We start from the raw sequence: 26,749 nt of genomic DNA, 5'->3' as shown, positions 1-26,749 counted from the left end.
TTTTGTTCTAATCGCATGATGAGTATAAAAAGATTGAATGAGAAAAAGCGGAATCGTGCGAACGTGCGCTCGTTTGATTATGGTAAAATAAGAGATAGAGAGCATTAGAAAGGGAGATGAGTGATGAAAGAAGTGACCTTTCTGCACTGCGCGGATCTTCATTTAGACAGGCCATTTTCCGGTACAAATCAGTTACCTAAATCCATCCATGAGTTTGTTCGAGAAAGTGCTTATCGTTCATTACGAGCCATCGTTGATATTGCTATCAATCAACGGGTAGATTTTGTGCTGTTTGCAGGAGATTTATTTGATAGTAGCTATCGTAGCTTGAAAGCACAGATGATTTTATTACAACAATTGAAAAGATTGGACGAGGCAGGCATTTATAGCTATCTTTCTCATGGAAATCACGATGCGCTAGATGGAGAATGGGTTGATTTAACGTGGCCTGATACGAGTTATTTTTTTGGTGCGGAAGTCGAATCTATTTCGTATAACAGAGATCAGACGCCAATCGCTTATATTCATGGCTTTAGCTATCCGACGCGTCATGTGAATGAGAAGATGGTTAATGCATACGAAAGGGTAGATGAAGAGAGTTTCCAGATCGGAATGCTTCATGGGAATTTAGAAGGACAAACTGAACATTCTTCCTATGCTCCATTTACAATAACTGAACTAATGAATAGGAAATTTGATTACTGGGCTCTTGGGCATATTCATCAGAGAGCAATACTATCAGAAGAGCCCCTTATTGTATATCCCGGTAATATACAAGGAGCACATTCGAAAGAACGTGGTGAAAAAGGGTGTTATGTTGTAAAGTTAAGCGATTCTGAGTCATCGCTTGTTTTTCATCAAACCGCTGATGTAACCTGGCACAAGTCTATTATTGATCTTGGACAGTGTGATACGATCCAAGATCTTTTAAATAACTGTGAAGAAATTTTGAACCAGGAAGCTTTCTCTACAGGAGGCCATTTCATTAATTTTGAATTAGTTGGCAATAGTCCGATACATTCAGAGTTAATACATGGGGATCATTTAGAAGATATATTGCAGACGCTACAACTTAATAGAGAAATGGAAGACGAAGGATTTGTTTGGCCATATAAATTCACTCTAAAATCAATGCCGCTCTGGGATCGCGAGAATTTAAAACAGCAGAATGGATTCATACAGGATATTTTATTTACCTCTGATCAGTACGAGCATTCCCAAATGAAAGAAGCGTTAGCTCCGCTATTTGAACATAGACGAGCTAGAAAAGCTCTCCACCCCATTGAAGAGGAACAACAATTAATAAAAGAAGCTGAAGAGCTATTACTTACATATCTCATTGAGTCAAAAGGTGGTGAGAGTTAATGAGGTTACTCGGTCTAACAATTTACGGATTTGGTAAATTTGAGAATTACGAAATCGAAGACGTTTCAACTGAACTTCAGCTTATCTTTGGAGAGAATGAGGCAGGGAAATCTACACTTATCTCTTTTATTGAATATGTTTTATTCGGTTTTCCTAGCAGGCAGGAGAACTATTATGAAATGAATCATCTCTCGCGTTTTGGAGGTAGTCTCTTTGTAGAAGAAAGTGGTAAAGCATTTAGCATTGAACGGACGAGAGATAGGAATGCTGAAACCCTTTATATCTATTTTCGAGACGGTACTTTAGGAAATAGTGATGATTTAAAAAAGCTCTTAAAAGGAATGAATCGAGCTAGTTTTAGACAAATTTTCTTTTGTAATCTTACTACTTTAAATAATGATCATCATTATGATGAAGAAGCGTGGAATCAGGTTTTATATGAAGCAGGAATGAGCGGTGGAGCTTCACTCCTTGAAATTGAAAAGAACTTTGACAAGCGGCAGGGCGAAATTTTTAAGCCTGGAGGAAGAAAACCTCAACTTAATCAAGATGTGGAATCCTACGAGTCTTTAAAGAGGAAAACAAACGAATGGGAAAAGAAAAATGAGAACTACAATGAACTGATCAAAAAAACAAAGGAATTAGAAATAAAAGTTCAAGAAAATGCTGAGCGGTTGCAATTCATCCAAAATGAGCAGCGAAAACTTGATCGTGAGAAGCATATTATTCCTTTATTGAATGAGAAAAAAAGACTTGAAGAAGAGATCGAGAATCTTCCTGACTTTCATCCCTTTCCTGAAGAAGGACTTATAAGAATGGATAAGTGGAAAGAACAAGCTGTTCTTCTTTCGGGGGAATTAGAAGGGTTAAAGAAACGAAAAGAACGACTAGAAGATGAAATTAATCACGCTCAGTTGCTTCCTGATTCGAATGCGTTCCTACAAGAGGTATCTTATTGGAATGAAGAAATGATTCTTTATCGTGGGAGAGCAGAAGAAAGAAGGAGACTACAGACTGAGATAAGCTCACTTAATACAACTTTAGAATCAGAGCTAATGGAATTTGGTCAGACTGAAGAAATTCTTAAGTCTATTCGTCCGACTTTTACTGGACGGGAGAGTCTAAAACAGTTGGTGGCATCCTATCAGCTTTCTGATCAGAAATACCAGTATATTCAAGAAGCTTTTCTTTCTGCAAGAGATGAACTGGAGAAAGAGGAGAATGAGTATGATCGTCTGAAAACACGCCTTCTTTCACCAAAAGATCGGGAAGTATTAGAAAAAGATCAATCGTCTTCTACTAATCAGAAGTGGTCGTTTGGGATGATAGCTGTCGCGTTACTAGTTTTTATTATGCTTGGCATTTATGAAAGTTGGCTGCTTGGTTTTGTAGGCGCGGCTATAGTGGTAGGCGGTGCCATTTTAATGAGATTGACCTCTAAAAGTACTGAGATGAAGAGTGAAGATGAGTTGCTTATTCGCGATAGAGAGTTGAGCAGACAAGCTGAGTCAGTAAAAGACCAGGTCGATCGCCTTAATCGAACCTATTTAAAAGCAGCTGAAAAAGTGGACTTGTGGGAAGCAGAAAGGTATCAACTTGATGATAAGTTAAAAGAGTGGAAAACGGTCCATGCTTTTCCTGAATACATTCCTACAGATTCGTTGCTTGATGCTTTTGATAGGATTGGGTCAATTAAGAAGGTTCAGAAGGAACGAAATCAAAAGCAGCAGCAATTAGAAGATCTTGACTACAGTTTAACGGTAGTTGAAGATAGAATAAAGAAACTATGCGAGCGTGTAAATGTTTCCTACCAGGAGCCTGATACAGCGATACAGCTATTGTTGCAGAAGGCAGAGGAACAAAGAGAATTAATGAGAGACATAGACCTCGCAAAAAACAAGCTTCAAGAACTTGAAGAAAAGTTTGGTGGAGAAACCGAAAAGTGGCAAAGCTGTAAGGATGAAATGAACGAGCTGATGCGCTTAGCCGGTGAAGATAATGAGGAAGCGTTTCGTGTGAAGGGAAAGGCTCATAAAGAAGCCCAAGAGCTTAAACGCCAGCTTGCAACGATTACTTCCCAATTAAGTGATGAATCGTTCGTGGAGCATACTACGGTGGAAGAAATCGATTATCATCGTGAACAGCTGGAACACGACGAAACTTCTATTATGAAAAAGCAGCAAGGACTTTATCAACAGATAGCAAATGAAAACGAACAAATTCGTCTCTTAACAGAAGATGGAACTTACGAAGAACTTCTCTTACAGCGCCAGCAGAAGGAAGATGAGATTAATTCTCTTGCGTGGAAATGGTCTGTACTGAAGGTAGCATCTGATTTTCTAACGAGGGCGAAGGCAAGGTATCAGGAAGAACGTCTACCCGAGGTCATAAAGAAAGCAGAGAGCTATTTCAACTTAATCACAGAAGGGCGGTATACAGCCATTTATCCTCCTGTAGAAGGTAATAAATTCCGAGTGCTGAACGTGGACGGCAGAGCATACAAACCGTCTGAGTTAAGTAGAGGCACCGCAGAGCAGTTATACCTTTGCATAAGACTATCACTTGCGTCTATTTCGACAGTTCAGATGCCTATTTTTCTCGACGACATTTTTGTGAACTTTGATGAAAAAAGAACAGATGTTGCGAAATCATTTATTAAAAGATTTTCAAAAGACCATCAGGTTGTTTTATTAACGTGTCATACAGCTACAACAGCTGGGCTTGATGACAGGATTCACATACTTGATCAGTCGCCAGCTTCCACAAAAAAAGGGACAATCTAATGAGGTGATCTTATGGAAGAAGTATATAAAATACATTTAGTTGAAGATGAAGAAAATCTTGTGCAAATTTTAAAAACGTATATGGAAAAAGAAGGGTTTCAAGTTAAAACGTTTATGAGTGGCGAGGAAGCACTCGAGAGTATTCACGAATCCTGTCACCTGTGGATTCTAGATATCATGCTACCTGGGATAGATGGGTATGAGTTATTAAAGAAAATAAAAGCTGAAGACGACGTACCGGTTATTTTCATTTCTGCGAGAGATGAGGATCTAGATCGTATTGTAGGACTGGAATTAGGAAGCGATGACTACATTGCTAAACCATTTATGCCGAGAGAACTTATTATTCGCGCCAAAAAATTATTAAAGAGAGTGTACCAACAATCTTCCCAGAAAAAGTTTGAGATTGTGGAGTATGAAATAGATCCGGTATCGAGAAAAGTACTTGATCGAGGAGAACCAGTTGAATTAACGACGAAGGAAATGGATTTAATTCTTTTCCTAGTCGAGCATGTGAATCAAACCTTATCCCGTGAACAAATTCTTGTTCAGGTATGGGGGGATGATTATGTGGGATCAGATCGTGCTGTTGACGATGTGATCAGACGAGTAAGAAAGAAAATGCCACGCATGAACCTTGAAACGTCATACGGCCTTGGTTACCGGTTGATTACATGATTCGCTTAAATTTAACGAAAAGAATCTGGCTCTCCTTTATGATTCTTGTTCTGCTTGTTGGGGTAGTGATTGCGGTGATTTACCCTCTCTCCATTAAAGGCACGCTAACTGAAGAGACGTATCAGATTATTGAAAGTGAGCAACAGCGATATACGTTTCCGGATCAAGACGGGCCACTTCCTCCTCAAACGGATCAAGATTTTATTGAACGAAGAGACGCGGAACGTTCGGTTGGTCATACGTTGATTACAAGACTTTATAGTGGACCATTGCAGGGAGACCCCATACCTGATGAAGTAATTATCGAAATGCGTAAAAACGCACTTGATCAGAAAGGAGAGAAGGGGCGCTATGAGTTAACGTATAATAATCAGGCATCCTTGTTTTATGTGATATCTAAAGTAGATGTTAATGGACAAGAAGCGTACTTTATCTCTTATATGTGGGACACGTATCGTAATCAAATGATTGATCGCCTCTGGTTTAGACTTATCATTATTTTGCTTTTTGCATTATTGCTTAGTCTTTTGCCTGCAGCGTGGATTGCAAGGTATTTACGGAGACCACTAACCGTTCTCGGAGAACGCTTCGACCAAATTGCTAACCGCAATTGGAAGGAACCTTTCAAGTGGGAAGGTGATGAAGAGTTCCAGAAGCTTTCCAATCAATTTGAATCAATGAGACAGAACTTAATGAGGTATGATAAGGCTCAGAAGACGTTTATACAGCATGCCTCCCATGAATTGAAGACACCAATTATGATCATTAAAAGTTATGCCCAATCCATTAAAGATGGCGTGATGCCAGATTCTCTTGATAATACAATGACAATTATCCTAAATGAGTCCGATCGGATGGATCAAAGGGTAAAAGGAATGCTTACTTATATTAAACTAGATTCCATTGATGAACCTGAGGGAAACTGGGAACCATTTCGATTTGGGGTTCTTGCTGAAGAGATTCGTGAACGATTCATGTTCCAGCGTGAAGATGTGACCTTTACAATATCCGGTGAAAATGTTGAATTGATGGCTGTTCATGAACAGATGTTAACCGCTATGGACAATCTTGTTCAAAATGCATTGCGGTATGCGAAAAGCGAAATTCACTTAAATGCAATCCAGAGGGATGAAACCATCATACTAGAAGTGTTTAATGATGGAGAGAAAATTTCGTTTCAAAAGGTAGAAAAAGAGCAGTTGTTTGAACCTTTCCAAAAAGGGGATAAAGGTCAATTTGGGATTGGTCTAGCTATTGTAAAGAAAATTGCTGAGCGTCATTCAGGTAAAGCAGAAGTGGCGAACTTGGACCATGGTGTGGTGTTCTCAATTATATTGCCAAAAAAAAGAAGTGAAAGGTCCTAATGATGTATTAGGGCTATGCTATACTAGGTAAATACATTTTGCCCCGGAGGTGGAAAGATGAAGGAATTCAAAGGAATCGGACATTATCGCGTAGGAGATCAAGTTGATCACTACTTATTAATTAAATCATCAGTAAAAGGTGTAGCAAGTAACGGAAAACCTTTCCTTACTTTAATTCTTCAAGATAAATCTGGAGATATTGAAGCAAAGCTCTGGGATGCTTCTCCAGACGATGAAGAAAGCTTTGATGCTCAGCAGATCATCAAGGTAAAAGGAGACGTGACAAGCTACCGTGGACGCAATCAGCTTAGAATTAAAGCGATACGTCTTGCAACAGACATGGATCAAGTCAAGGTGGGTGATTTCGTTGAAACGGCACCTCTTGAGGTGAACGAAATCATGGAGAAAGTGACGCAATATGTATTTGAAATGCGTAACCCAAACATCCAACGGATTACACGTCACCTTGTGAAAAAACACCAAAATGACTTTCTGACTTTTCCTGCAGCAACGAAAAATCACCATGAATTTGTGTCAGGCTTGTCCTATCATGTTGTTTCGATGCTTGATATTGCCAAGTCGTTAGCGACTCTTTATCCTTCTCTAGATACGGATCTGCTATATGGTGGGATAATCCTCCACGATCTTGGAAAAGTAGTCGAACTATCCGGATCCATCGCAGCAAGCTATACGAACGAAGGGAAATTACTTGGCCATATTTCCATCATGGTTAATGAAATCGGGCAGGCTGCAAAGGAATTAGAAATTGACGGTGAAGAAGTGATGCTTCTTCAACATCTTATCTTAAGTCATCATGGAAAAGCGGATTGGGGGAGTCCTAAACCTCCAATGATTCGTGAAGCAGAAATGCTGCATATGATTGATAATATTGATGCAAAAATGAATATGCTCGATAGAGCTCTTGATAAGGTAGAACCTGGCGAATTTACTGATCGAGTGTTTGCACTAGATAATCGTTCATTCTACAAGCCTAATATGAGTACTATTGATAGCTCGAAAAAATAAAACAGGCAAACCCAAGAGAAATGTGCTCTATGAGCCGTTTCTCTTTTTTTTTTGGCCCTGTTAAGTTAATTGTAAGCGTATAAACAAGCCAAGTATCCATTAAGTTTACTAAATTAGCCTTAGGATACATACATAGTGGAGGAAGTACATGAGAATAAAAGATTGGGATCGGAATTTAAAGATACGGCTTTTGGGTGAAGGGATGATGAACATTCTTTTTTGGATGTTCTTTCCGTTTATGGCTATTTACTTTTCGGAGTCCTTTGGCAAAGGAATGGCCGGACTCTTACTTGTTTTATCACAGGTTGTTGCTGTTGTAGCTAACTTAGTAGGAGGATATTGTGCAGATCAGTATGGACGAAAGAAAATGATGTTTATCTCTGCAGTGGGTCAAGGACTCACCTTTGTTGTATTTGCTTTTGCAAACTCCCCATGGCTTGTTTCACCAATGCTAACGTTCATTAGCTTCTCCATTCTTGGGGTGTTTGGGTCATTGTATTGGCCGGCTAGTCACGCAATGGTGGCAGATGTTGTGGCGGAAAAAGATCGTAATACGGTATTTGCCGTTTTCTATACAGCTTTAAATATTTCTGTTGTTGTAGGGCCAATATTAGGCGGTCTTTTTTTCTTTCAACATCGATTTCCTTTACTTCTTATCGCTTCTATTGTCAGTTTCGCCGTCGCGGCATTGATTGCAATCTACGTCCGTGAAACAGCACCAGAGAAAAGAGAAAACAGTCTCGTTTCAGATTCATCTGTAAAATGGACAAGGTTTATATGGAATCAGCTTCAAGATTATAGAATCATTGTTAAAGATAAGGTCTTTCTTTTATTTATACTTGCTGGAATATTAGTAGCACAAACGTTTATGCAGATGGACTTATTAATTGCCGTTTATTTGAGTGAAAAAGTACCTGACCAACCAGTGTTAACCATCTTTAATACAGTAATTACGGCCGACGGAAATCGCATTTTTAGTTGGCTTATTTCAGAAAATGGGTTATTAGTTGCTCTATTAACAGTATTTATGACGACTAAAATGAGTAAATTCAAAGAACGTAACGTTTTTATTTTTTCCTGCATGATTTATGCTGTCAGCATGATTTTATTTGGTCATGTAACATCTGTTTGGCTACTTGCCATTGCGATGCTTGTATTTACGATGGGGGAACTGATGGTTGTTGGTATTCAAGAGGGTTTTGTATCACGTCTGGCACCGGAAAATATGCGCGGGCAGTATTTTGCGGCTGCAAGTCTTCGCTTTACAATTGGAAGAACTCTTGCACCAGCTGCCATCCCACTCACAGCTCTTCTAGGGTTTCAATGGACTTTCTACCTCATTAGTTTCCTTGCGATCATTGCAGGAGTTATCTATTATGTAATGTTTGATATGCGAAGTAAACAGAGAGTGTTCGGGCAATCATAATTTTTCTAGGAGGAATAAATCACGTTCTTTGCTCATAAATTGTAATAATTAATGGAGCTTGTACGAAAGAAGGAAAGGAAGTGCTTTAGGTGAGAAAGAGTGTTCTTATACTTCTTGGATTTCTATTGATTCTTAGTCTATTCCAGCTTACAGAAGTGTCTTCAACGTTATCGGGAGTATTCTCTTCATTTCCCTGGTGGCTCTATTTTGTACTAGCAGGGATTGTTTACAGCGGATATAAAACGATGCAATTAACGGCTGAAGAGAAAAAAATCGATCAGATCCATATTGAAGAAGAAGGACGAGTATATGTGGAGAGAATGGAAGAAGAGCGGGAGCGGAGGAAACAGCGTATAACAGAACACTAAATAAAAAAAACGAAAGAGCTAATTTAGCTCTTTCGTTTTTTTTATTTATTCATTTGATTCTGTGGACTCTTCTTCAGTGTTAGCACTATCATCTGCTGGTTCGTCAGCAGCTTCTTCGACTTTAAAGAGATCTTCAAACTGATCGTCTTTTACTTTAATATCAGATTCTTTAATAAGCTCATCGATCACAGTTGGAACATCTTTTGCGTTTTGGAGCATATATTGTTCTTCAACTTGTTCTTTAGCATCTTCAAACGGCATTACCGTTTTCTTCTTTAGCTTAATAATATGATATCCAAATTGTGATTGAACGATATCACTTACTTCGTCTTCTTTCAATGCAAAGGCTGCTTCTTCAAACTCAGCAACCATGTCGCCTTTTTTGAAGACGCCAAGATCGCCACCGTTTTCAGCAGATCCATCTTTAGAATACTCTTTAGCAAGCTCAGCGAAATCGCCGCCATCTTCCAATTTCTTTTGAACTTCTTTAGCGGTGTCTTCATCGTCAACTAGAATATGGCTCGCTTCTAGTTCAGTGAAAAGGTTTTTGTTTTCATCGTAGAATTCTTTTAGCTTCTCATCTGAAACTTCTACTCCCTCAGTTGCAGCTTTTTGAGCTAATAGCTGCTTACGTACATCAACTTTGAATTGTTCAAGGTCTTTGTAACCATTTGACTGAAGGGCTTGTTCAAGTTGTTCATCAGTTTCAAAGTTTTCTTTGATTTTATCAAGTTCTGCATCGACTTCTTTATCAGATACATCATATTTATCTTCAAGAATTTTAGTTTGGACAAGGTCACTTAATACTGCTTCACCAGATTGATCTTTTAACGCTTGATAGAACTCTTCCTTTGTAACATCTCCAGCACTTGTTTCGACTACGGCTTCTGAATTATCCGCAGAATCATTGCTACAAGCAGATATCGCGAGTAGGGCGATCAATGCAGAAAGCATTATGAACATTTTTTTCATCAAACATACACTCCTAAAGGGTTAGTTAAATTTAACAAAATTGTGATACAGTTAATACTATAGCATAGAAAGATAAGTGAAGTTAAATTCAATTGGAAATATGAGAAAAATTACACAAAACAGGCGAATTTTATGGGGAATTGATATAATAAAAGCGAGAAAACAGTGTGATTCCCTAAACGGGTTAAAACCATAAAAAAAGATGAGGCATTTGGCCTCATCTTTTTCAATCGTTCGTTAGGTAATAGGCTACTTAAGATTCTAAGTGAATAAAACTTCTACATATGAAGAAATCAGCAAAATGGTAATAAGAACGTTAATGGTTCTAAATACATTAGGCTGTTTTTCTTCAGGAATGTTTTTCTTCAAGCATAGTGCATTTGTCATTGAATTAAATGTGACTAGAATGAAAGTCGCAAATAGGATGAAGAATATTCCAATCATGGTCATTTCAGTACCTCCCAGAGTCCAATTCGATAATTCGAAGAAATATATAACGGTTTACTTTAACTTATCTTTCAATCCGTAGTATCATGGAAAATATTCGTCCCATAAGGAGCTGTTCAAATGTTTAAAAACCGATGGAAGGCGGCCTTTATCATTCTCTTTGCTGCTGTCATTCTCATCTTCGCAGGAATAGTAGGATTCTATCAATACTATTTTCCTGAAAGTGAAATTGCCAAACTCTCAAATGAGAAAAATACAGAAGAACCTTTTGAAACAACTTTTTCCATCCAGATGAAAAAAGATGAATTGAACGAGATCATCAATCGAGAACTTGAAAAGTATAGCGAGAAACAGAAGAACATCGGTTATAATGTAAACCTTGATGAACTTGCAACTTTTCAGGGATATGTGACGATTTTTGATCGTAAAGTTGATTTTTTTCTTAAGTTTGAGCCACAGGTACAGCCAAATGGTGACCTTTTATTAAAAGAAAAATCTTTTCAAATTGGTTTGCTTGAACTCCCAAGTGATAAAGTTCTTTCTTTTATAAAAAAGCAGGCATCATTGCCGCCTGAAATAACAATTGATTCTGATGAAGGGACAATCTACATGGCTGTAAGCGAATTAGAATTGAAGAATGATATGAAACTAAGGGCTAAATCATTCGATCTTCCTAATGATGAAATTGTTTTCGATGCTTACTATCCTATTAATTAGTTCCTTGTCCTAATATTATTATGAAGGAAGTCTCATAAGAATTCAATACTGCTGACCTAGTGGCCAATCCAAAAGAACAGAGCGCTGAATTTCAGCGCTCTGTTTTTATTCTATTAGCCATGTTAATGAGCTCAAAATCGAGTAATCACTATTGTATAGCTAATCTATTAGGGGCATCGTATTTTATTCTTTCTCTCTGAAGTCTATTGTTTAATAGAGTGTCAGATTAGTTATTAAGAAGCCCGTTTAATAAGAATATGGAAACCTTCACTTCGATCCTCCACATAAGCATTCTTCGGTGCACGGAGCACCTGAGAAGCGTAAAGGAAGTCACTAAAGCTAAACCCAAGATTTATAGCTGCTAGGATCGAGAAAAATGATACATATGCTGGCATATAAACTGATGCAATTATAGCTGCGGTCGTAATCAAAACCGCAGGTGCAAGTGCCGCAATTAAAAAGAGGTTACGTGAAATTGGGCTGCACGTTTCACAGCGCATCATCGGTACGATTACAAATCCTTTTTCTAATTTCATTGTTGCTTTTAATCCGGCTATTGTTAAAGGAAGCCAGTGTATTAGCTTATGAATAGGGAAAAGGACAGCTAAGGAACCGAGAAACGGTAAAATTGGTACGATCGCATGTTTTGTTGTCGGGTATAACATACTGAACACAAGATAAAACGCAATAAAGTATAATAAGGTTAACAGCATCGAGAAAATCGTTAATCGATGTGTACCGAATTCGCGATGTAGATAAATCGATTTCCAACAATTCATAAGAATCACCTGCTTCCGTAGCTTTCAATTTAGTTGATGTTTATTGAATACTCGTATACTGTACAGCGATTCTCGGAAGAAATCAACACGTTTTTTTAGAAAGAAATTAGTCAAAATTATTTTGACAAAATCAGCGCTTTTTCGCGCTGGATTAGTCTGGAAAATACATTTCAATTTAAAACCCGTTCCGTTAAACTATAAGTACTATTGATTGCACAGTAAGGAGTTAAGTCCGATGGAAGCTATCCACAAAAGATTAGATAAAATTGAATTTCATATGCGCCTACTTGCAAAGATGGAAGAGGAAGGAGACTACCCCTTTTACCGCCTTGTGATTGACAGAGGGCTGACAGAGTCAGAAGTGTCAGAAGTATATCAACTATGCGTAGAGGTGAATCAAAAAATGCATGAGCAGATCGAGGAGGGTCTCTTGAACCGTTCCACGTTGCTCACGCATTTCGTAGGAATGTTAAATATTAAATTGGAGCCTCTCGCAACCATTAAAGCACTGCAATCTCAAGAAGAGGCTTATAGAGAACTTATGGAGACGCTATTAAAAGTGTCGCCTTATCGTTAGAAAAGTTTGGAACGCTCTTCATCATCTTGTTCAGTGAGTTCTCTAGAGAATTCACTTTCAAGCTTGGTGAAAGATTTTTGGAAGATTTCCATGAAGTCCTCACCATATAGTCCTTTAATGACACACATCATCTCAGTAAATTCAGGGAATTTACCGTATAGTTCTCTAATCGGCATCGAAGCTTTCAAAACACTATCTCGACTTGGTGAATAATGTTTCCATGTTTCCTGAAGCAGCTTCTCTCCTTTTTCGGTAAGCTGTACATATGTATTTCGCTTATCATTCTCTTTTTTTGAGAATGTGAGGAGAGACCTAGATTCAAGTTTTTTTGAAAAGTTAAACGCTGTTGAGACGTGCATAACGCCAAACTTCGCAATATCTGATATTGAAGAGCCGTCAAGATGATAAGCAATTGAAAGAATATGGTGCTCATTAATATTGAGATCGAATGGCTTGAGCCAATCTTGCCAATCTCGCTCAACAGATTTCCAAAGTGCTTTGCTTAATTGGCCAATTCGATGGCTAAAAATCATTGCTTCTTGAATAGAAATTTCCTGTTCTTCTTTCATAAATGCCCTCCTTTACAACTAGATGATTCAAGCTATATTAGAATATTGTTGATCTTCGGTAAAAAAACCGGCTATTTTGAAGCCGGACTGTTTACTTCTTCTTTGACTGTTTCAATCGTCTTCTGCATATCCTCGACATCTGCCTTTAACCTAGTTAAATTTGGTTCAATATCCTGTTGAAATGAAGAGATGGATCGTTTAAGGTCAGCGGCTACTTCCTGAATAATTTCTTTGCCTTCTGAAGAAAGCTGTTTTACTTGAGCGGTCAGTTCGTTAAGATCACTTTTAAGCTTAGTCAATCCTTCCTTTATATCATCACTCTTCTCTTTAGCGTCAGTCATTAATTCTTTTCCGGATTTCGGAGTGGTTAAAAGTACAGAAGCAGCGGAAACTACCCCGCCTACTAAAAATCCTGTTAATAATGTTTTTGCTTTTCCCATGATGTTCATCCTTTCCTATCCAAATCCTTATACTTCTACTTAAAGACATTAGTTCGCCATCCCAGTCAAGAATCCTGCTTTCTCCTTTCATTAATTCGTTGTGGTTATGAAAGCAGTGGGCATCACATATACCTTTTAGTATACGCTAAGGTAAATGGAGGGGACGGGTATGGCTGGATTTATCTTTTTCCTTATTGCAGCTGGCAGTCTACTATTAACCGCAACAGTAAGCAGGCTGTTATTAATTAGAAAATATTCATTTCACAATGAACGAATGATCCGAAAGCAAAAAAGCGCCTACTTATTTGGTACGTTTGCGATTGTTTTTCTTGTGCTTGGGGTATCGATGGCAATGCTTATTTTCTAATGATGTCCTTTATTTTCCCCACGGCTTTCAACTTGCAAACATAAAAACGATATAAAAGGTTAGAATCACGCTCATTTGAGGTATCTTATAGAGAGAAGGGTATTTAAGGAGCGTGAAATAATGAATCGCATGATTAAAAGTGTTTTTAAGAGAATGACAAAGAAGGCAGTAACGGTTATGAAGGATAAAGACAAAATGAAGGATGTTTCAATCGAATCCTTGAAAAAGGGAGCCTTATACAATGGTCGTAAGGGTATGGATGAGATGTGGGTAGACGTGAAGACGTTCTCGAGACTTGTCCAGGAATTTCGTAAAGGAAGTTATCGCGATATTTCAAAAAAATCAGTCGTTATGATTGTAGGAGCATTACTTTATTTTGTTAGTCCTATTGATGCGGTTCCTGATTTATTAGCGGGAATTGGGCTTCTTGATGATGTAGCAGTAATAGGATTTGTTGCAAGTCAATTAAAGCAGGAGTTAGAAAAGTTCCGAGAGTGGGAAACAGGAGTGAAAATATAAAAAAACGGCCAAATTGGCCGTTTTTTTGTGTTTATTTAGAAAGCGAAGCTAGTACGTTTAAGGATTGATTGTACAACTGGAAAGATTAGTACCATTGCAATGGTATTTACTACGGCAGTTGGAAGAACAACGGTAACAAACAGTCCAGTGAATGCGGCGCCACCAGGAAGTCCTGCAAAGATAAGAGCAGCTCCAAGGAATATAGCTCCACTGATCATCGTGCCGATTGCAGTTAAAATTCCAACTGTTACTAATGATTGGCCAAACCGCTGAACGAGTAAATAAAGACCAAAGAAAGCAAAAGCAGTCACAGGTTTATCAATCATGTTAGCAAGTTGTCCACCAGGAAATGTTGTCGTTGCAGCAGAGATAACTCCTGTCGCAAGTCCGAGTACGAGAACGCTTTTGCGCTCAGGAAATAGCAATATTCCTAGAAACATCATCGTAAGAAGCATATCGTTCTTCATTCCTGAAATTAAGCCAGGTATAATTGCGTGTAGAATTGTTCCAATACCGAGTAGTAAAGCCATGAGTACTAAATTTTTTGTTTTCATAAAGAAATCTCTCCTCTTCTCATCTCATTCTCCGTCAAAAGACGGTGTTCTCTCCATCAGTGCGCTATGTGCCTGCTGCGAAAGAACTAATTTTTTATATCATAACAAACGAATGTCCTATTGAAAAGTGTTAAATATTGTGTTTGTGATGGAATGTCTGCATAAAGTCACTTAATGCACGAACAGATTCAAGGGGAACAGCGTTATAGATGGAAGCACGACATCCTCCAACAGAGCGATGGCCCTTTAACCCAACAAACCCTTCTTCTGCCGCCTCATGTAGGAACAGTTCTTCAAGCTCTTTTCCTGGTAAATTGAAAGTTACATTCATTGATGAGCGACTTGCTGTTTCAGCTGTTCCGCTATAAAAACCTTTACTACTATCAATCGTGTCATAGAGTAGCTTTGTTTTCTCAGCATTCATCTTTTCGATTTCCTTAATACCACCCTTAGTCTTTGTCCATTCAAGAACAAGGGATAGCATATAGATCGCAAAGGAAGGAGGGGTATTATAGAGCGACTTCTTATCAACGTGAGTACGATAGTCTAACATTGTTGGAAGTTGATCTGGGATGTTTTGGAGCATATCTTTCTTTAAGATGACTACAGTTACTCCTGCTGGTCCAAGATTTTTCTGAGCACCTGCATAAATAAGACCAAATTGGTCAATTGGAAGGGAGCGACTTAATATATCGCTCGACATATCTGCAACGATAGGAGAATTCGTTTGCTTGGGGAATTCCTTCCACTGGGTGCCGTGTATTGTGTTGTTTGAAGTCAAGTGAACGTATGCATCTTTGTTACTGTATTGTAACGTGTCGAGCTCTGGTATACGTTTGAAATCATCTTGTTCACTACTTCCACCAACATACGTGTCTCCTAATTTCTGAGCTTCCTTTAATGCTTTTTGGGACCAGCTTCCTGTAAGAAGATAATTACCTTGCTGACCAGTTTGAAGAAAATTCATTGGAATCATTGAGAATTGTAAACTTGCTCCGCCCTGAAGAAAGAGAACTTCATAGTCATCAGGGATGTGAAGGAGTTCTCTTAAAAGCTCATTGGCTCCATCATGGATTTTCTGATATTCTTTGCTACGATGACTAAATTCCATAATGGACATACCTTGCTGTTGATAATTGAGAAGTTCTGCTTGAGCATGATTAAGTACATCTTGAGGTAAGGCGGACGGGCCAGCATTAAAATTATAACGACGTTCCACTAATAGACACTCCTTTAGTAATGTAATGCGATGCCTCGATTTAACTTGTACTCATCCTATCATTAAAGGATTCGGCGGTGCTATATTTTTTTCTAATCTTTTCGAATATTTCGTTCTATTGAAGCAGAAGCATTTGTTCTGCTTCATCATTTTGCTATTCTATATAGAAGTGAATGATAAGAAAGTGGTGTGAACTAATGTATCGAGAAAACAAACCAATTCATATCGGACCATACGATCATCCAGATATTTATCCTGGTCCACGACCAGCTTCATCTTTCCTATACCATAACGGGAAAGCACATCGAATTGATGAAGTTCAAAATACTCCAGTAGAGAAGCAAATTGTTCATTATGCAAGAGGGGAAGACGTGTCGGGTTCTCTTGCATTTGCAACGACAGAACAGTTTACAGTGGAAGAATTGCTGTTATCAGAAGGTTTATCTCCTATTGAAGACCGAATCCCGCTTCTCGCATATGGATCGAATGTCTGTCTAGCACAGCTCAAATATAAGTTTAGTCTCAATCCTGATGTTAGTGATTTCATTCTCTATTATCGTGCAGAAATAAAGGATACAGACGTCATAGCAGGTTCCTTTCTAGCACCATATGGAGCACTTCCTGCTGTCATTGCTCCCGTTCAGGGAGCGAAGACAGAAGTGTGGGTTACATTTGTTGATCGTGAACAGCTAGAACTGTTAAATCGTACGGAAGGCGGTTATGTACTAAGAGAGCACCTTCATGGCAAGCTTACCCTTAAAACAGGGGAGAATTTCGAACGAGTTTACGCATACTATTACCCACACGGTTACATAAGAGAAGGTTCTTATGTACGATTTAAAGATATACCGGGGGAATCAAATCTCCAATCTATGTGGCAAGCAGATTTATTAAATGAGCTGAAGGCTATGGTAGGGTATGGAGGTCATAGAGAAGAGTTTATTCATGAATTAAGGTGGAATCCAGACTTACGAACAAAGATGTCAACGATGTTAAATGGATTAGATCAAACGTTTGATCATCCAGATTGGGTTGTTCCGAATGGCTTTTATACATTAAAAGAAATGAAACGAACCCAAATGAAAAGGAGACCGTAAACGGTCTCCTTTTATGTATCAAGACAATTTCATTCAGAATTAATGTGCGAACGAATCCCTTCAGCAAGGCGCTGTAACTTCTCCGCATCATAGTCATTTTCGTGTGTTTTCCATACCGCTCCGAATCCGTCCCCTTTACCGTAGCGTGGAATAAGGTGTAGATGATAATGAAAAACAGATTGTCCGGCAATCGCTTCATTATTGTTAAGAAGATTCATGCCTTCAGGAGTAAAGTTCGCTTTTAAAGCATTTGCTATTTCAGGAACTGCAGCAAAGAGCTTTGAGGCTGTCTCGGGATCAAGCTCGTAGATGTTTTGCTGATGTTTTTTTGGAATGACGAGGGTATGTCCTTCTGTTACTTGTGTAAGGTCTAGAAAGGCTAGAACGTCTTCATTTTCGTAAACTTTCGCAGATGGAATATCTCCATTAATAATTTTACAGAATATGCAATCGGGGGAATGGCTCATGTTCATCATCCTTTCAATCTTTTCATATATCGTACCATAATTTTCATTTTCGTTAAGACCGCTTCTTCCTAATGTACATCCATATCTTGCAAACATAATCCAATGATCAAACGAAACTTCTATATGATCTAAGAAATATTTATTTCTAGGCACAATTGGATCGGAATAAGAAAAGGCTCTGCCGGGGGTGCAGAGCCTTGAGTGCAACTTATTTTAAGGGAAGACGCCACACTCTCTATAAGGATGTTCTTAATATCATCGATCTATTCATGTATTGTGAGTTTTCTTATCTCGATGATCGGCTACTTCGTCTGTAAACTAAACCTACACTTAACTGAGTCAATAACAAAAGTTAACAATATGGACGAGTATTTATAATGAAAAATGTCCTTTATGGAAAGTCTTCTGTGAAAAAGGTAAGATGTGGATAGGGGTAAGTGAGCAGGGTGCTGTACGAATCATTCCACTCATTGTTTCACGCTCCAATTGAAAGTTTGTTAAAATGTAAACAAATGACGCGAAATGAGAGGAACGCTATGACGAATTCAATTCTGGAAGTTAGCAATCTTACTGGTGGATACCAGGCGAATAAGCCTGTACTCCATGATCTTTCTCTTAATGTAAATTCAAATGAAATTGTTGGTCTCATTGGCCTTAATGGGGCTGGGAAAAGTACAACAATCAAACATATTCTTGGCTTACTTGACCCAATGAATGGTCGTATCCGCGTGGGTGGTACGAGCTTCTCTGAAAATAAAGATGGTTACCGTAAACAGTTTTCATATATACCTGAAACACCGTTGTTGTATGATGAATTAACGCTTTGGGAGCATTTACAGCTGACAGCTCTAGCTTATGAATTAAGTGAAGAATGGAAAGAAAGAGCTGAAGCACTTCTTAAAGAGTTTCGGATGACTAATATGAAGAAGTGGTTTCCGGGTCATTTTTCTAAAGGGATGAGACAGAAGGTTATGATCATGTGTGCCTTTCTCGTAAAACCATCTCTTTATATCGTAGATGAGCCCTTTGTTGGTTTAGATCCTATTGGGATTCAGTCCTTTCTTGATATGATGCTTGAGATGAAAGAGGAAGGGGCAGGGGTATTAATGTCGACACATATCCTTTCAACAGCTGAAAGGTATTGCGATCGATTTATTATTCTGCACGATGGCCGAATAGTGATGTCAGGTACTATGACAGAATTACGGCATCAAATCGGCAACAAAGCTGCTACGCTCGATGATATCTATATTGAAGCGACCAGGAGTGGCAAATGATGCAGCTTGAGACGCTATGGAAAGAAAGGGCAGGGGCCTTTTGGAAAATTGCCCTGCGTTACTTCAGACTAATTGGTAATAGCAGCTTTTTATTCACGCTTGTTCTTACCCTCATATTCGGGGCGTATTATTACAGTGAATTATTGAAAGTACTTCCTGAATCATTTCCTGGATTAGCGGTCATCACAGTCATTGCTGCAGTGACTGTGGTTCGAACGCCATTAAGGTTCTTTTTGTCAGAAGCCGATCTCGTATTTATGCTACCAGCGGAAAACCGTTTACACGGCTACTTTCGCAAATCTCTCTTGTATAGTTTCGGACTTCAAGTATTTATAACCGTTGTCGTTATGACGATTCTTGCACCTCTCTATCAGCACGAGATGTCTGCTGGAACGCCTTATTACGTGTTTGTAATTATTGTCCTGATTGCATTAAAGGGAGTTAACGTCATCATGAAGTGGATGGAACTCCACTTACCAGCTCACCAAACTTCCTGGCTTTATACGATGGTGCGTCTTTTTACTACAATGCTATTAACATATTTATTACTGGCGCAGGCATCATGGATTTTCGTAACGCTCTCATGTCTCATACTTGTAGCAATTCTTTTTCTATTCTTTCTTCCGTTACAACGTAAATATGCAATCAAATGGGAGAAGCTACTTGTTCTAGATGAACAACAAAGTATGAAGTTCTATCGAACAGCTAATTTATTTACGGATGTCCCTAAATTAAAACAGTCTGTTAAACAAAGGCGTACATTAAGCTCAATTGCGGAGAAACTTCTCCCAACAAATAATGTTTATGAGACGCTCTATCAAAAAGCATTTATTAGAAGTAATGAATATTTAGGTATCTATTTTAGGCTATGGCTTTTAGGACTCGTAGTGATCGCTTTTGTTCCTGGAGTTACAGGTAAAGTGGTTGGGACTGCGCTCATTATTTATTTAACAGCTGTTCAACTTCGAACATTGTTCCCTCACTACCAGGCACATGTGATGGTAAAACTTTATCCACTGTCAGATACAGAACAAGTAATAGCGTTTCGCGCCCTGCTAATTCGTTTACTAGGTGCACAAGCAGTTACTTTTGCTGTTCTTTCTTTTGTTCTTTCTTTTGACATTGGGTCGGCTGGATTGATCCTTATTGTAGGGGCAGCCGCAGTTGCTGTAGCCACATCTCGAAACAGTACCGGGAAACAGAAGATTTAGTTGACCGGTTTGGTGTTAAAAGTCAGAGCCAAAGGATGTTTTGCAGTATGAGTTATTTAAGTGAGGTAGAAGAAGAGCTTGAATCCTGGGAACGAAAAATAAAGAAAAAATCTTCTATGGTTTCCCGTTCAGCAAAAAAAATACAAAATCGGATTAACGATAAAATACCTGAACGTATCCATTCGATCGTCACAAATGGTATTAAAACAATGGTCCAAGGTGTTCTGGCTGGAAATACGTATACTGTTAAAGAACCAGATAACAATCAACCTCTTCAAGTGAGAGATGAAAAAGCAAGACGATTAATACTTAAGTATAAACGTATTGCTGCTACAGAAGGAGCAGGTACAGGCGCAGGTGGGATCCTTCTTGGTTTAGCTGATTTTCCTTTGCTTTTATCCATTAAGATGAAGTTCCTTTTTGATCTTGCCAGTGTTTATGGATATGATGCTAAGAAATTTGAAGAAAGAGTGTTTATTCTTACAATTTTTCAACTTGCTTTTTCAGCAGATGAGGCGAGAAGGAGAAGTTATGAGCGCATCGCTAACTGGGATGATACGCTTAACCAGTTAGAAATAAAAAATAAATTCAATGATGAACATGATTGGAAGTCATTTCAACTCGAGTATAGAGATTATATCGACCTTCCTAAATTACTTCAGATGATTCCTGGTTTTGGCGCAATAGTCGGGGCGTATGTGAATTATCACTTTCTTGACTGGCTAGGGGAAAATGCCATGAATGCCTATAGGAAACGTATCATTGAGGGAAAGGAACAAGAAGAGTAGAACAAAAAAAGGCCAGCCGGAAATCCGGCTGGCCTTTTTAAAATTATTTATCTTATTCGAATCGAGCATCGCTAAGAATGCGGTCCATTTCTTCCATATGGTGTGTTTCATCGGCGATCATATCATCAAGCTTCACAACTAGTTCAGTAAATCCTAGTTCCTCTGCTTGCTTTTTACGTTTTTCGTAACGATCAATGGTATCTTTTTCAGCCGTTCTAGCTTCAATAAGCATTTCTTTTACATCAGTAAGTTGTTTTACTTCAGCAGGAGCAGTAGTTGGTGTACCACCAAGTACTTTAATTTTTTCTGCAAGGTAAAGGGCATGGCCCTGTTCGTCTGCAATTTCACTTTCAAAGAATGGTTTTAGTGTTTGACGATATAAACCAGAGACTACAGCTGCATTGTATGTGTACATAATACTAGCTGCGTATTCATTTGCAAGGTCAACATTAAGTCCATCGATAAGTTCTTGTTTTTTGTCAGCCATTCTAAACATCCTTTCTAATTCTGTACTGTTTTGGTTCCATATTAATTTTACCCTTCCTCCTTGCTAATAAAACATAAACATTGAAAAAGATAGGAAGAATAGAATGGATGTTTGACTGATGATGGGAGGGGTAATATTCAACTATGTAAATCATAACTAGTTAATCTATAGGAGGGCCTAAATTGAGTAAAATTGCAGTACTTATGACAAGCATGTTTGAGGATGTGGAATATACAAAACCTGCTGAGCAGTTTAAGAATGCAAACCATTCCCTGACAGTAATTAGTACAGAAGCTGGCCAAGAATTAACAGGAAAACAAGGTGAGGCTAAAGTAACGTCTGATAAAGGAATCGATGAGGTAAAAGCGGAAGATTTTGACGTTCTTTTTATTCCAGGTGGCGTTTCACCTGATGAACTGCGTGCAGATGATCGATTTGTTGCATTTACGAAAAAAATGATGTTTCTAAATAAGAAAACTCTCGTGATCTGTCATGGTCCACAGCTGCTCATTTCTGCTGAAGTATTAAATGGAAGAAACATCACAGGATTTAAATCCATTCAAACAGATCTAAAATATGCGGGTGCCAATGTGTTTGATGAAGAAGTGGTTGTTTGTGGTGGAAATCTAGTTAGTAGTAGAAATCCAGACGATATTCCTGCATTCATTGAAAAATCTCTGTCTGTTATGGACAACTAATAAAAAGGAGTGGAAGTAATGAGTGAAAAAAATCATTTAGTTGATAAAGATAGTCAGCTTGATGTAAATAAAGTTGATGATACCCTAGATCGCATGAGCGATGACAAAATGGATGATATTCTCTCCAATTTTGAGGACTTTAAGAAATATCTTGCCACTAGAGTCGAAATCGGAGAAAAATTAGGACTTAGTGAAGAAGCGCTAGCTCAAGCTGCAGAGAAAGTAGCGGGTTATCTCGCGAAGAAGGAGGAGCCTAAGAATAGAGAAGAAAAGCTATTACAAGAGTTATGGCTCGTGGGAAGTAAAGAGCAACGTCATGAATTGGCCCATCTTCTTGTACGAATGGTTCTAACTAAAGATAAGTAAAGGCAAAGCCGCTGCTGACACAGCGGCTTTTTTAAAAAGAATTTTATGAGGTGAAGAACTTCACAGAGTTTGGAGAATTGAAAACGGTGAAAGGCGCGATATTATGAATAAAAATAATTTTTTTAGCTCCTTGCCAGGAGCGTTAAAGCAAAAAAAAGTGTGGTTTCCACTTGTGCTAAATGCATTTGGACTATTCATTGCTGTTTTGGCAATCATGTTGTTTTCAGAGTTAGCAGAAGAAATATTAGAAAAAGAAACGCTACAATTTGATCAAGCGATTATTTCTGGCGTAGACGGCATTCGTTCCGATGGATTATTAAGTGTGATGGAATTTGTAACAGAACTTGGCTCTGTTTGGTGGATTTCAGTGGTTTCTGTTGCGACTGTAGCTTTTCTATGGTTTAAACTACGTGATGGTTGGAGCATTCTCTTTTTTGTCATAGCTCAGGCGGCAGGCGGACTTTTAACGACAGAACTAAAACATTTTTTTGCTAGGTCAAGACCTTCTATCGATGCTGCTTATGATGCAGTGGGATATAGTTTCCCTAGTGGACATGCGATGGGATCTTTTCTACTATATGGATTTATTGGTTACCTTATTGTAAGAAGCCAGAGGAGTAGAACGACAAAGTGGTTAAGTGGAACACTTGTATTCTTCTTCATCGCACTGATCGGATTTAGTCGAATCTATTTAGGTGTTCATTATCCAAGTGACGTTCTAGCAGGTTATGCAGCTGGTACACTCTGGCTATTTGTTTGTATTTTCTCTCTTGAATGGGTTCTTTGGATTAAGAGATCCTCGTTAACATTGGGTTCATTCAGAAAAATTTTCTCCAGTAAGAACAGTTAAGTATGCAGGCAGTACTTCGAGCGTTGACGGAGTCGTATGATGACGTTCTCCGTCACAGTCGATATTTTGCTCTGGATCTGCTTCTATTTTTAAATTTTTTGTTTGGAAATGAATGATATCTTCGTTAAATCGCGACTGCTTGAAAACCTTCGATTGAAAAATGGACCAAAAAGTTGGGAGAGACGTTTCTTTAATGATTAAGACATCAAATTCACCATCTTGCAGATTATTGTCAGGGAAGAAAGCTTGGATCCCGCCAGTAAATGGACCGTTCCCTACGATCATCATGACAGCTTCCCCTTCAAAATTCTGCCCGTCGGCATCTACTTTAAGATGAAAAGGCTGTGGATTGTTGATCGTTTGTGCAGTACTAATGTAGTAAGAAAGCCTTCCAAAAACTTCTTTTGTATCAGGATTAATGTTCTCAGAAGCCTGAGTGATTAAGCCGATTCCCCAGAAATTCAAGAAATACTCATCATTTGATCGACCTACATCAATAAGGGAACGGTTGTCTTCTAAAAGCTGTTCAACTGCTAGAAGTGGATTTTGGTTAATCCCGATTGCTCTAGAGAAGTCATTGCAAGTTCCTCCAGGAATAATACCGAAAACAGGACGCTTCTCTCTTTGGCAAATCGCATTTGCTAATTCATTTATGGTCCCATCCCCACCAGCCCCAATGAGAATGTCTACTTCGTCGCCTAGTTCTGCGACTAATTCAGCACCATGTCCTTTGTATTCTGTTTTATAAAGGGAAACCTCATCATAGTTTTCTCGTAATCTTTCTTGGATCGTATCAACTTGGTTGACCATTTTAACATTTCCAGCTTTGGGATTTAAGATAATGGCTACACGTGTCACGATAATGACTCCTTTCGTATAATCTTCTTTTCTTATTCCCTTATATTCAGTGAAGTACACACAGATAGTAGAATTCGAAAAAAGTTGATTTCGAATTCAATTGGCTGAATACCTCCACATAGTAGCTATCGCAATTGGTTGAGAGACTGGACTGATAAACATTGGACTCATTTCTCATGACAATTCACTTATTAGGGAATTATACTAGTTGGAGGATACATATTTTGATGAGTAGGGGCTTGCAAATGAAGAATATCTTAAGAATTTTCAAGAAAGATTGGAAGGGAATTGGATCGAATTGGGTAGCTGCGATTCTATTAGGTGGTCTTATTATTCTACCTTCTCTTTATGCTTGGTTTAATATTGGAGCATCATGGGATCCTTATAGTCAAACGGATCAGCTTCCGGTTGGCATTGTCAATGAAGACAAGGGGGCAACGATTCGGGATAAAGAAATTGATGCAGGTGAAGAGCTAACGAAGGAATTGAAAGATAATGACAGTCTTGAGTGGCATTTCTCAAATCGAGAAGCTGCGATGGATAAGCTTGAGTATGGGGACTATTTTGCAGTAATCGTCATTCCAGGAGATTTTTCAGAGAAGCTCGGGACAGTTATTAATGATGAACCTGAGAAAGCGGAAGTAGAGTACTATGTAAACGAAAAAGTAAATGCGATCGCACCAAAGATCACTGAAAAAGGTGCGAGTGTCATTGTTGATCAAATTACAAGTAACTTTGTATCGGTTGTGAATGGGACAATCTTTGAAGTATTTAATGATTTAGGAGTAGAATTTGAAAAGGACTTATCAGACATAAAACAATTCGAGGAATATGTATTCAAACTAGAAGAGAAACTGCCAGAGATCAATCGTTTGATTTCCGATGCTCTATCTGACTCGAGAGATGCTGAAAATGTGATAAATAAAGTTCAAGGACTTCTTCCGGAAGCTCAGCAAATTACGAGTGAAGGCATTAGCACGATTGATGAAACCACACAATTTTTAAACGAGTCAGAAGATCGATTGAATAAGCTTGCACCGCAAGTAGAGGAAGATTTAACTAAAGCTCAACAAACAGCTGAGGATGTAAATAAGTTCTTATCGGATTTAAAATCGCCAGATATTGATTTATCCTCAGTAGAAGAAATAAGAAATCAGATAAATCAACAAGTAGATGATTCTGTTCAGCGTATTGATGATGTTCAGGTCGTATTGAAGCAAGTACAGGAAGCTAGCGATAATAACGAGAATGTGGAGTCGCAGGAAGAAGGAGAAGAATCTCCTCAAGAGAGAGTGCAGGAGCCTTCCGCTAACTCGCAGCAGCAAGAGGTTATCGATGAGGCAATCGCTGATCTTGATCAAGTTAAAGAACAGTTACAGACGATTAAAGCAGATAGTGGTGAAATTGGATCTACTTTGGCTGATAAGCAAGAAGAAATAGATGATATTTTAACAACTCTTCAGGAAAAATCCGGAGAAACAGCTGATCGAATCGATTCATTCTTAAAAGAGTACAAGGAAGACATTGAGCCTCGTGTTCTTGCTGAAGTGGCAAGTGCGAAAAAGACGTTATCGAATGCTCGATCGACGTTAAAAGAAGCGCAAACCACCATCCCTGAAGTGGAACGAATTCTTTCAAGTACTGAAGAGAATATAGGCGAAGGTCAAGATATTTTAGCATACATGTTGAATGAATATCCTTACGTAAATGATAAAGTGAACCAGCTTGCGGATCGAATCAGAGAGATTCAAGGAGAAACAGATATTAACGAGATCATTGATTTACTGAAGAATGATCCAATGGCAGAGCAAAGCTTTTTCGCAGAACCTATTGTGTTAAGTAAAAACTCACTCTTCCCGATTCAAAATTACGGTACAGGTATGACACCGTTCTATACTGTTCTATCGTTATGGGTAGGGGCACTTCTTCTTGTTTCATTACTTACCACTGAAGCCACAGGTTTTGAAGAAGCGTCTAACCGCCAGGTGTATTTCGGGAAATTATTGACGTTTATTAGCATTGGTATCCTTCAAACACTTGTTGTAACGTCAGGAGATCTCTTTATTCTAAATGTAGATATCGTAAATCCAGTTCTTTTTGTACTATTTGGACTCTTGATTAGCTTTGTGTTCATGTTAATGGTTTATACTTTAGTTGCTGTATTTGGGGATGTAGGTAAAGCGATGGCTATTGTCTTTCTTGTTCTTCAAATTGCTGGATCAGGTGGAACGTATCCAGTTGCTTTGCTACCAGAGTTCTTTCAAGCAATCCATCCTTATTTACCATTTTCGTACGCAGTAGATTTAATGAGAGAAGCAGTAGGCGGAATTGTATGGGCACGAGCAAAAGAAGATTTATTCTTTTTGGGGATTTTTTCTGTTGTGTTCCTTCTCATAGGAGCGGTACTTAAGGAAGTTATCATTAAAAAGACAAAGTATTTAATGAAAAAGTCCAGAGAATCAGGGTTATTTCATTAATAT

Annotated in this window: 29 protein-coding genes; 19 read left to right on the top strand and 10 right to left on the bottom strand. The window is 38.5% G+C overall.

Annotated elements, in window-relative coordinates; translation table 11 throughout:
- Positions 1 to 123 precede the first annotated feature (123 nt).
- The 7 genes from ABVF21_RS18350 to ABVF21_RS18320 all read left to right on the top strand — a co-directional run bounded on the left by ABVF21_RS18350 (position 124) and on the right by ABVF21_RS18320 (position 9,010).
- Positions 124 to 1,365 carry a metallophosphoesterase family protein gene (locus ABVF21_RS18350; RefSeq protein ID WP_371018733.1) on the top strand — a complete coding sequence of 414 codons (1,242 nt, stop codon included), beginning with the start codon at positions 124 to 126 and terminating at the stop codon, positions 1,363 to 1,365.
- Positions 1,365 to 4,148, top strand: a complete 2,784-nt coding sequence (locus ABVF21_RS18345) for an ATP-binding protein (protein ID WP_371018732.1) — start codon at positions 1,365 to 1,367, stop codon at positions 4,146 to 4,148. Before ABVF21_RS18350 ends, ABVF21_RS18345 begins: the two co-directional genes overlap by 1 nt.
- A 12-nt stretch (positions 4,149 to 4,160) precedes the next feature.
- Complete coding sequence (locus tag ABVF21_RS18340; RefSeq protein ID WP_283153034.1) at positions 4,161 to 4,826, top strand: response regulator transcription factor; 666 nt, start codon at positions 4,161 to 4,163, stop codon at positions 4,824 to 4,826.
- Positions 4,823 to 6,190 (top strand): sensor histidine kinase, encoded by a 1,368-nt coding sequence (locus ABVF21_RS18335; RefSeq protein WP_283153033.1) that lies wholly within the window; start codon positions 4,823 to 4,825, stop codon positions 6,188 to 6,190. The genes ABVF21_RS18340 and ABVF21_RS18335 overlap by 4 nt, the downstream gene beginning before the upstream one ends.
- Positions 6,191 to 6,247: 57 nt before the next feature.
- Positions 6,248 to 7,216 carry a 3'-5' exoribonuclease YhaM gene (yhaM, locus tag ABVF21_RS18330; protein ID WP_283153032.1) on the top strand — a complete coding sequence of 323 codons (969 nt, stop codon included), beginning with the start codon at positions 6,248 to 6,250 and terminating at the stop codon, positions 7,214 to 7,216.
- A 148-nt stretch (positions 7,217 to 7,364) separates the two neighbouring features.
- Complete coding sequence (locus tag ABVF21_RS18325) at positions 7,365 to 8,642, top strand: MDR family MFS transporter (RefSeq protein WP_371018731.1); 1,278 nt, start codon at positions 7,365 to 7,367, stop codon at positions 8,640 to 8,642.
- 89 nt (positions 8,643 to 8,731) lie between these two features.
- Entirely contained in the window at positions 8,732 to 9,010 is a 279-nt protein-coding gene (locus ABVF21_RS18320; protein ID WP_283153030.1) for a sporulation YhaL family protein, read from the top strand.
- Between the two features lie 45 nt (positions 9,011 to 9,055).
- On the opposite strand, the gene ABVF21_RS18315 is transcribed toward ABVF21_RS18320, so the two are convergent.
- Both ABVF21_RS18315 and ABVF21_RS18310 read right to left on the bottom strand, forming a co-directional pair.
- Positions 9,056 to 9,982 (bottom strand): peptidylprolyl isomerase, encoded by a 927-nt coding sequence (locus ABVF21_RS18315; protein ID WP_283153029.1) that lies wholly within the window; start codon positions 9,980 to 9,982, stop codon positions 9,056 to 9,058.
- A gap of 261 nt (positions 9,983 to 10,243) precedes the next feature.
- The gene (locus ABVF21_RS18310) at positions 10,244 to 10,426 is read right to left on the bottom strand and encodes a hypothetical protein (protein WP_194220063.1); all 183 of its coding nucleotides are present in this window, start codon (positions 10,424 to 10,426) and stop codon (positions 10,244 to 10,246) included.
- A 123-nt stretch (positions 10,427 to 10,549) separates the two neighbouring features.
- Here ABVF21_RS18310 and ABVF21_RS18305 point away from each other — a divergent pair, with 123 nt between their 5' ends.
- Positions 10,550 to 11,146, top strand: coding sequence for a YpmS family protein (locus ABVF21_RS18305; protein WP_194220006.1), 597 nt, complete (start codon positions 10,550 to 10,552; stop codon positions 11,144 to 11,146).
- 233 nt (positions 11,147 to 11,379) lie between these two features.
- Here ABVF21_RS18305 and ABVF21_RS18300 read toward each other — a convergent pair whose 3' ends face one another.
- The gene (locus ABVF21_RS18300; RefSeq protein ID WP_194220005.1) at positions 11,380 to 11,925 is read right to left on the bottom strand and encodes a DUF3267 domain-containing protein; all 546 of its coding nucleotides are present in this window, start codon (positions 11,923 to 11,925) and stop codon (positions 11,380 to 11,382) included.
- 235 nt (positions 11,926 to 12,160) lie between these two features.
- Between ABVF21_RS18300 and ABVF21_RS18295 the strand changes: the two genes are divergently transcribed.
- Complete coding sequence (locus ABVF21_RS18295) at positions 12,161 to 12,502, top strand: DUF1878 family protein (RefSeq protein ID WP_194220004.1); 342 nt, start codon at positions 12,161 to 12,163, stop codon at positions 12,500 to 12,502.
- On the opposite strand, the gene ABVF21_RS18290 is transcribed toward ABVF21_RS18295, so the two are convergent.
- Together ABVF21_RS18290 and ABVF21_RS18285 are read right to left on the bottom strand one after the other, a co-directional pair.
- Complete coding sequence (locus tag ABVF21_RS18290) at positions 12,499 to 13,071, bottom strand: HTH-type transcriptional regulator Hpr (protein WP_194220003.1); 573 nt, start codon at positions 13,069 to 13,071, stop codon at positions 12,499 to 12,501. The two genes, ABVF21_RS18295 and ABVF21_RS18290, sit on opposite strands and share 4 nt — an antisense overlap.
- Positions 13,072 to 13,142: 71 nt before the next feature.
- Entirely contained in the window at positions 13,143 to 13,511 is a 369-nt protein-coding gene (locus tag ABVF21_RS18285) for a YtxH domain-containing protein (protein WP_303533172.1), read from the bottom strand.
- A 169-nt stretch (positions 13,512 to 13,680) separates the two neighbouring features.
- Between ABVF21_RS18285 and ABVF21_RS18280 the strand changes: the two genes are divergently transcribed.
- Both ABVF21_RS18280 and ABVF21_RS18275 read left to right on the top strand, forming a co-directional pair.
- Positions 13,681 to 13,878, top strand: coding sequence for a hypothetical protein (locus tag ABVF21_RS18280; protein WP_194220001.1), 198 nt, complete (start codon positions 13,681 to 13,683; stop codon positions 13,876 to 13,878).
- Between the two features lie 120 nt (positions 13,879 to 13,998).
- Positions 13,999 to 14,397, top strand: a complete 399-nt coding sequence (locus ABVF21_RS18275) for a YkvA family protein (protein WP_283153027.1) — start codon at positions 13,999 to 14,001, stop codon at positions 14,395 to 14,397.
- A gap of 35 nt (positions 14,398 to 14,432) precedes the next feature.
- Here ABVF21_RS18275 and ABVF21_RS18270 read toward each other — a convergent pair whose 3' ends face one another.
- Together ABVF21_RS18270 and serC are read right to left on the bottom strand one after the other, a co-directional pair.
- Positions 14,433 to 14,951 (bottom strand): tryptophan transporter, encoded by a 519-nt coding sequence (locus ABVF21_RS18270; RefSeq protein WP_194219999.1) that lies wholly within the window; start codon positions 14,949 to 14,951, stop codon positions 14,433 to 14,435.
- Positions 14,952 to 15,081: 130 nt separating this feature from the next.
- Complete coding sequence (gene serC, locus ABVF21_RS18265; RefSeq protein WP_303533166.1) at positions 15,082 to 16,170, bottom strand: 3-phosphoserine/phosphohydroxythreonine transaminase; 1,089 nt, start codon at positions 16,168 to 16,170, stop codon at positions 15,082 to 15,084.
- Positions 16,171 to 16,367: 197 nt separating this feature from the next.
- Here serC and ABVF21_RS18260 point away from each other — a divergent pair, with 197 nt between their 5' ends.
- Positions 16,368 to 17,267: a hypothetical protein gene (locus ABVF21_RS18260; protein ID WP_303533164.1), complete on the top strand. Its 900-nt coding sequence runs from the start codon at positions 16,368 to 16,370 to the stop codon at positions 17,265 to 17,267.
- 29 nt (positions 17,268 to 17,296) lie between these two features.
- On the opposite strand, the gene ABVF21_RS18255 is transcribed toward ABVF21_RS18260, so the two are convergent.
- On the bottom strand, positions 17,297 to 17,734 hold the full coding sequence (locus ABVF21_RS18255) for an HIT family protein (RefSeq protein WP_303533162.1): 438 nt from the start codon (positions 17,732 to 17,734) through the stop codon (positions 17,297 to 17,299).
- Positions 17,735 to 18,270: 536 nt separating this feature from the next.
- Between ABVF21_RS18255 and ABVF21_RS18250 the strand changes: the two genes are divergently transcribed.
- Genes ABVF21_RS18250 through ABVF21_RS18240 form a run of 3 tightly spaced genes read left to right on the top strand, consistent with a single transcriptional unit; the run spans position 18,271 to position 21,010 of the window.
- Positions 18,271 to 19,011 carry an ABC transporter ATP-binding protein gene (locus ABVF21_RS18250; RefSeq protein WP_194219995.1) on the top strand — a complete coding sequence of 247 codons (741 nt, stop codon included), beginning with the start codon at positions 18,271 to 18,273 and terminating at the stop codon, positions 19,009 to 19,011.
- Positions 19,008 to 20,222 carry an ABC transporter permease gene (locus ABVF21_RS18245; RefSeq protein ID WP_371018730.1) on the top strand — a complete coding sequence of 405 codons (1,215 nt, stop codon included), beginning with the start codon at positions 19,008 to 19,010 and terminating at the stop codon, positions 20,220 to 20,222. Before ABVF21_RS18250 ends, ABVF21_RS18245 begins: the two co-directional genes overlap by 4 nt.
- Before the next feature lie 47 nt (positions 20,223 to 20,269).
- Positions 20,270 to 21,010, top strand: a complete 741-nt coding sequence (locus tag ABVF21_RS18240; RefSeq protein WP_371018729.1) for an EcsC family protein — start codon at positions 20,270 to 20,272, stop codon at positions 21,008 to 21,010.
- Positions 21,011 to 21,062: 52 nt separating this feature from the next.
- Here the strand turns inward: ABVF21_RS18240 and ABVF21_RS18235 are convergent, their stop codons facing one another.
- A complete protein-coding gene (locus ABVF21_RS18235; protein WP_098446445.1) occupies positions 21,063 to 21,497 on the bottom strand; it encodes a ferritin-like domain-containing protein in 435 nt (144 codons plus the stop codon).
- Between the two features lie 182 nt (positions 21,498 to 21,679).
- On the opposite strand from ABVF21_RS18235, the gene ABVF21_RS18230 reads away from it, so the two are divergent.
- The 3 genes from ABVF21_RS18230 to ABVF21_RS18220 all read left to right on the top strand — a co-directional run bounded on the left by ABVF21_RS18230 (position 21,680) and on the right by ABVF21_RS18220 (position 23,411).
- Entirely contained in the window at positions 21,680 to 22,195 is a 516-nt protein-coding gene (locus ABVF21_RS18230) for a type 1 glutamine amidotransferase domain-containing protein (RefSeq protein WP_303533146.1), read from the top strand.
- Positions 22,196 to 22,213: 18 nt separating this feature from the next.
- Positions 22,214 to 22,561, top strand: a complete 348-nt coding sequence (locus ABVF21_RS18225; RefSeq protein ID WP_194219992.1) for a DUF3243 domain-containing protein — start codon at positions 22,214 to 22,216, stop codon at positions 22,559 to 22,561.
- Positions 22,562 to 22,664: 103 nt separating this feature from the next.
- The gene (locus tag ABVF21_RS18220; protein WP_303533140.1) at positions 22,665 to 23,411 is read left to right on the top strand and encodes a phosphatase PAP2 family protein; all 747 of its coding nucleotides are present in this window, start codon (positions 22,665 to 22,667) and stop codon (positions 23,409 to 23,411) included.
- On the opposite strand, the gene ABVF21_RS18215 is transcribed toward ABVF21_RS18220, so the two are convergent.
- Positions 23,376 to 24,269: a diacylglycerol/lipid kinase family protein gene (locus tag ABVF21_RS18215; protein WP_371018728.1), complete on the bottom strand. Its 894-nt coding sequence runs from the start codon at positions 24,267 to 24,269 to the stop codon at positions 23,376 to 23,378. The two genes, ABVF21_RS18220 and ABVF21_RS18215, sit on opposite strands and share 36 nt — an antisense overlap.
- A gap of 245 nt (positions 24,270 to 24,514) precedes the next feature.
- On the opposite strand from ABVF21_RS18215, the gene ABVF21_RS18210 reads away from it, so the two are divergent.
- The gene (locus ABVF21_RS18210; RefSeq protein ID WP_371018727.1) at positions 24,515 to 26,746 is read left to right on the top strand and encodes a YhgE/Pip family protein; all 2,232 of its coding nucleotides are present in this window, start codon (positions 24,515 to 24,517) and stop codon (positions 26,744 to 26,746) included.
- Positions 26,747 to 26,749: the final 3 nt, after the last annotated feature.

Origin of the sequence: Pseudalkalibacillus sp. JSM 102089 (assembly GCF_041366475.1) — a bacterium.
Taxonomy (GTDB): Bacteria; Bacillota; Bacilli; order Bacillales; family Guptibacillaceae; genus Guptibacillus; species Guptibacillus hwajinpoensis_B.
Note: the sequence above shows the minus strand (reverse complement) of the source record. Positions and strands in the feature narration are given on the sequence as shown.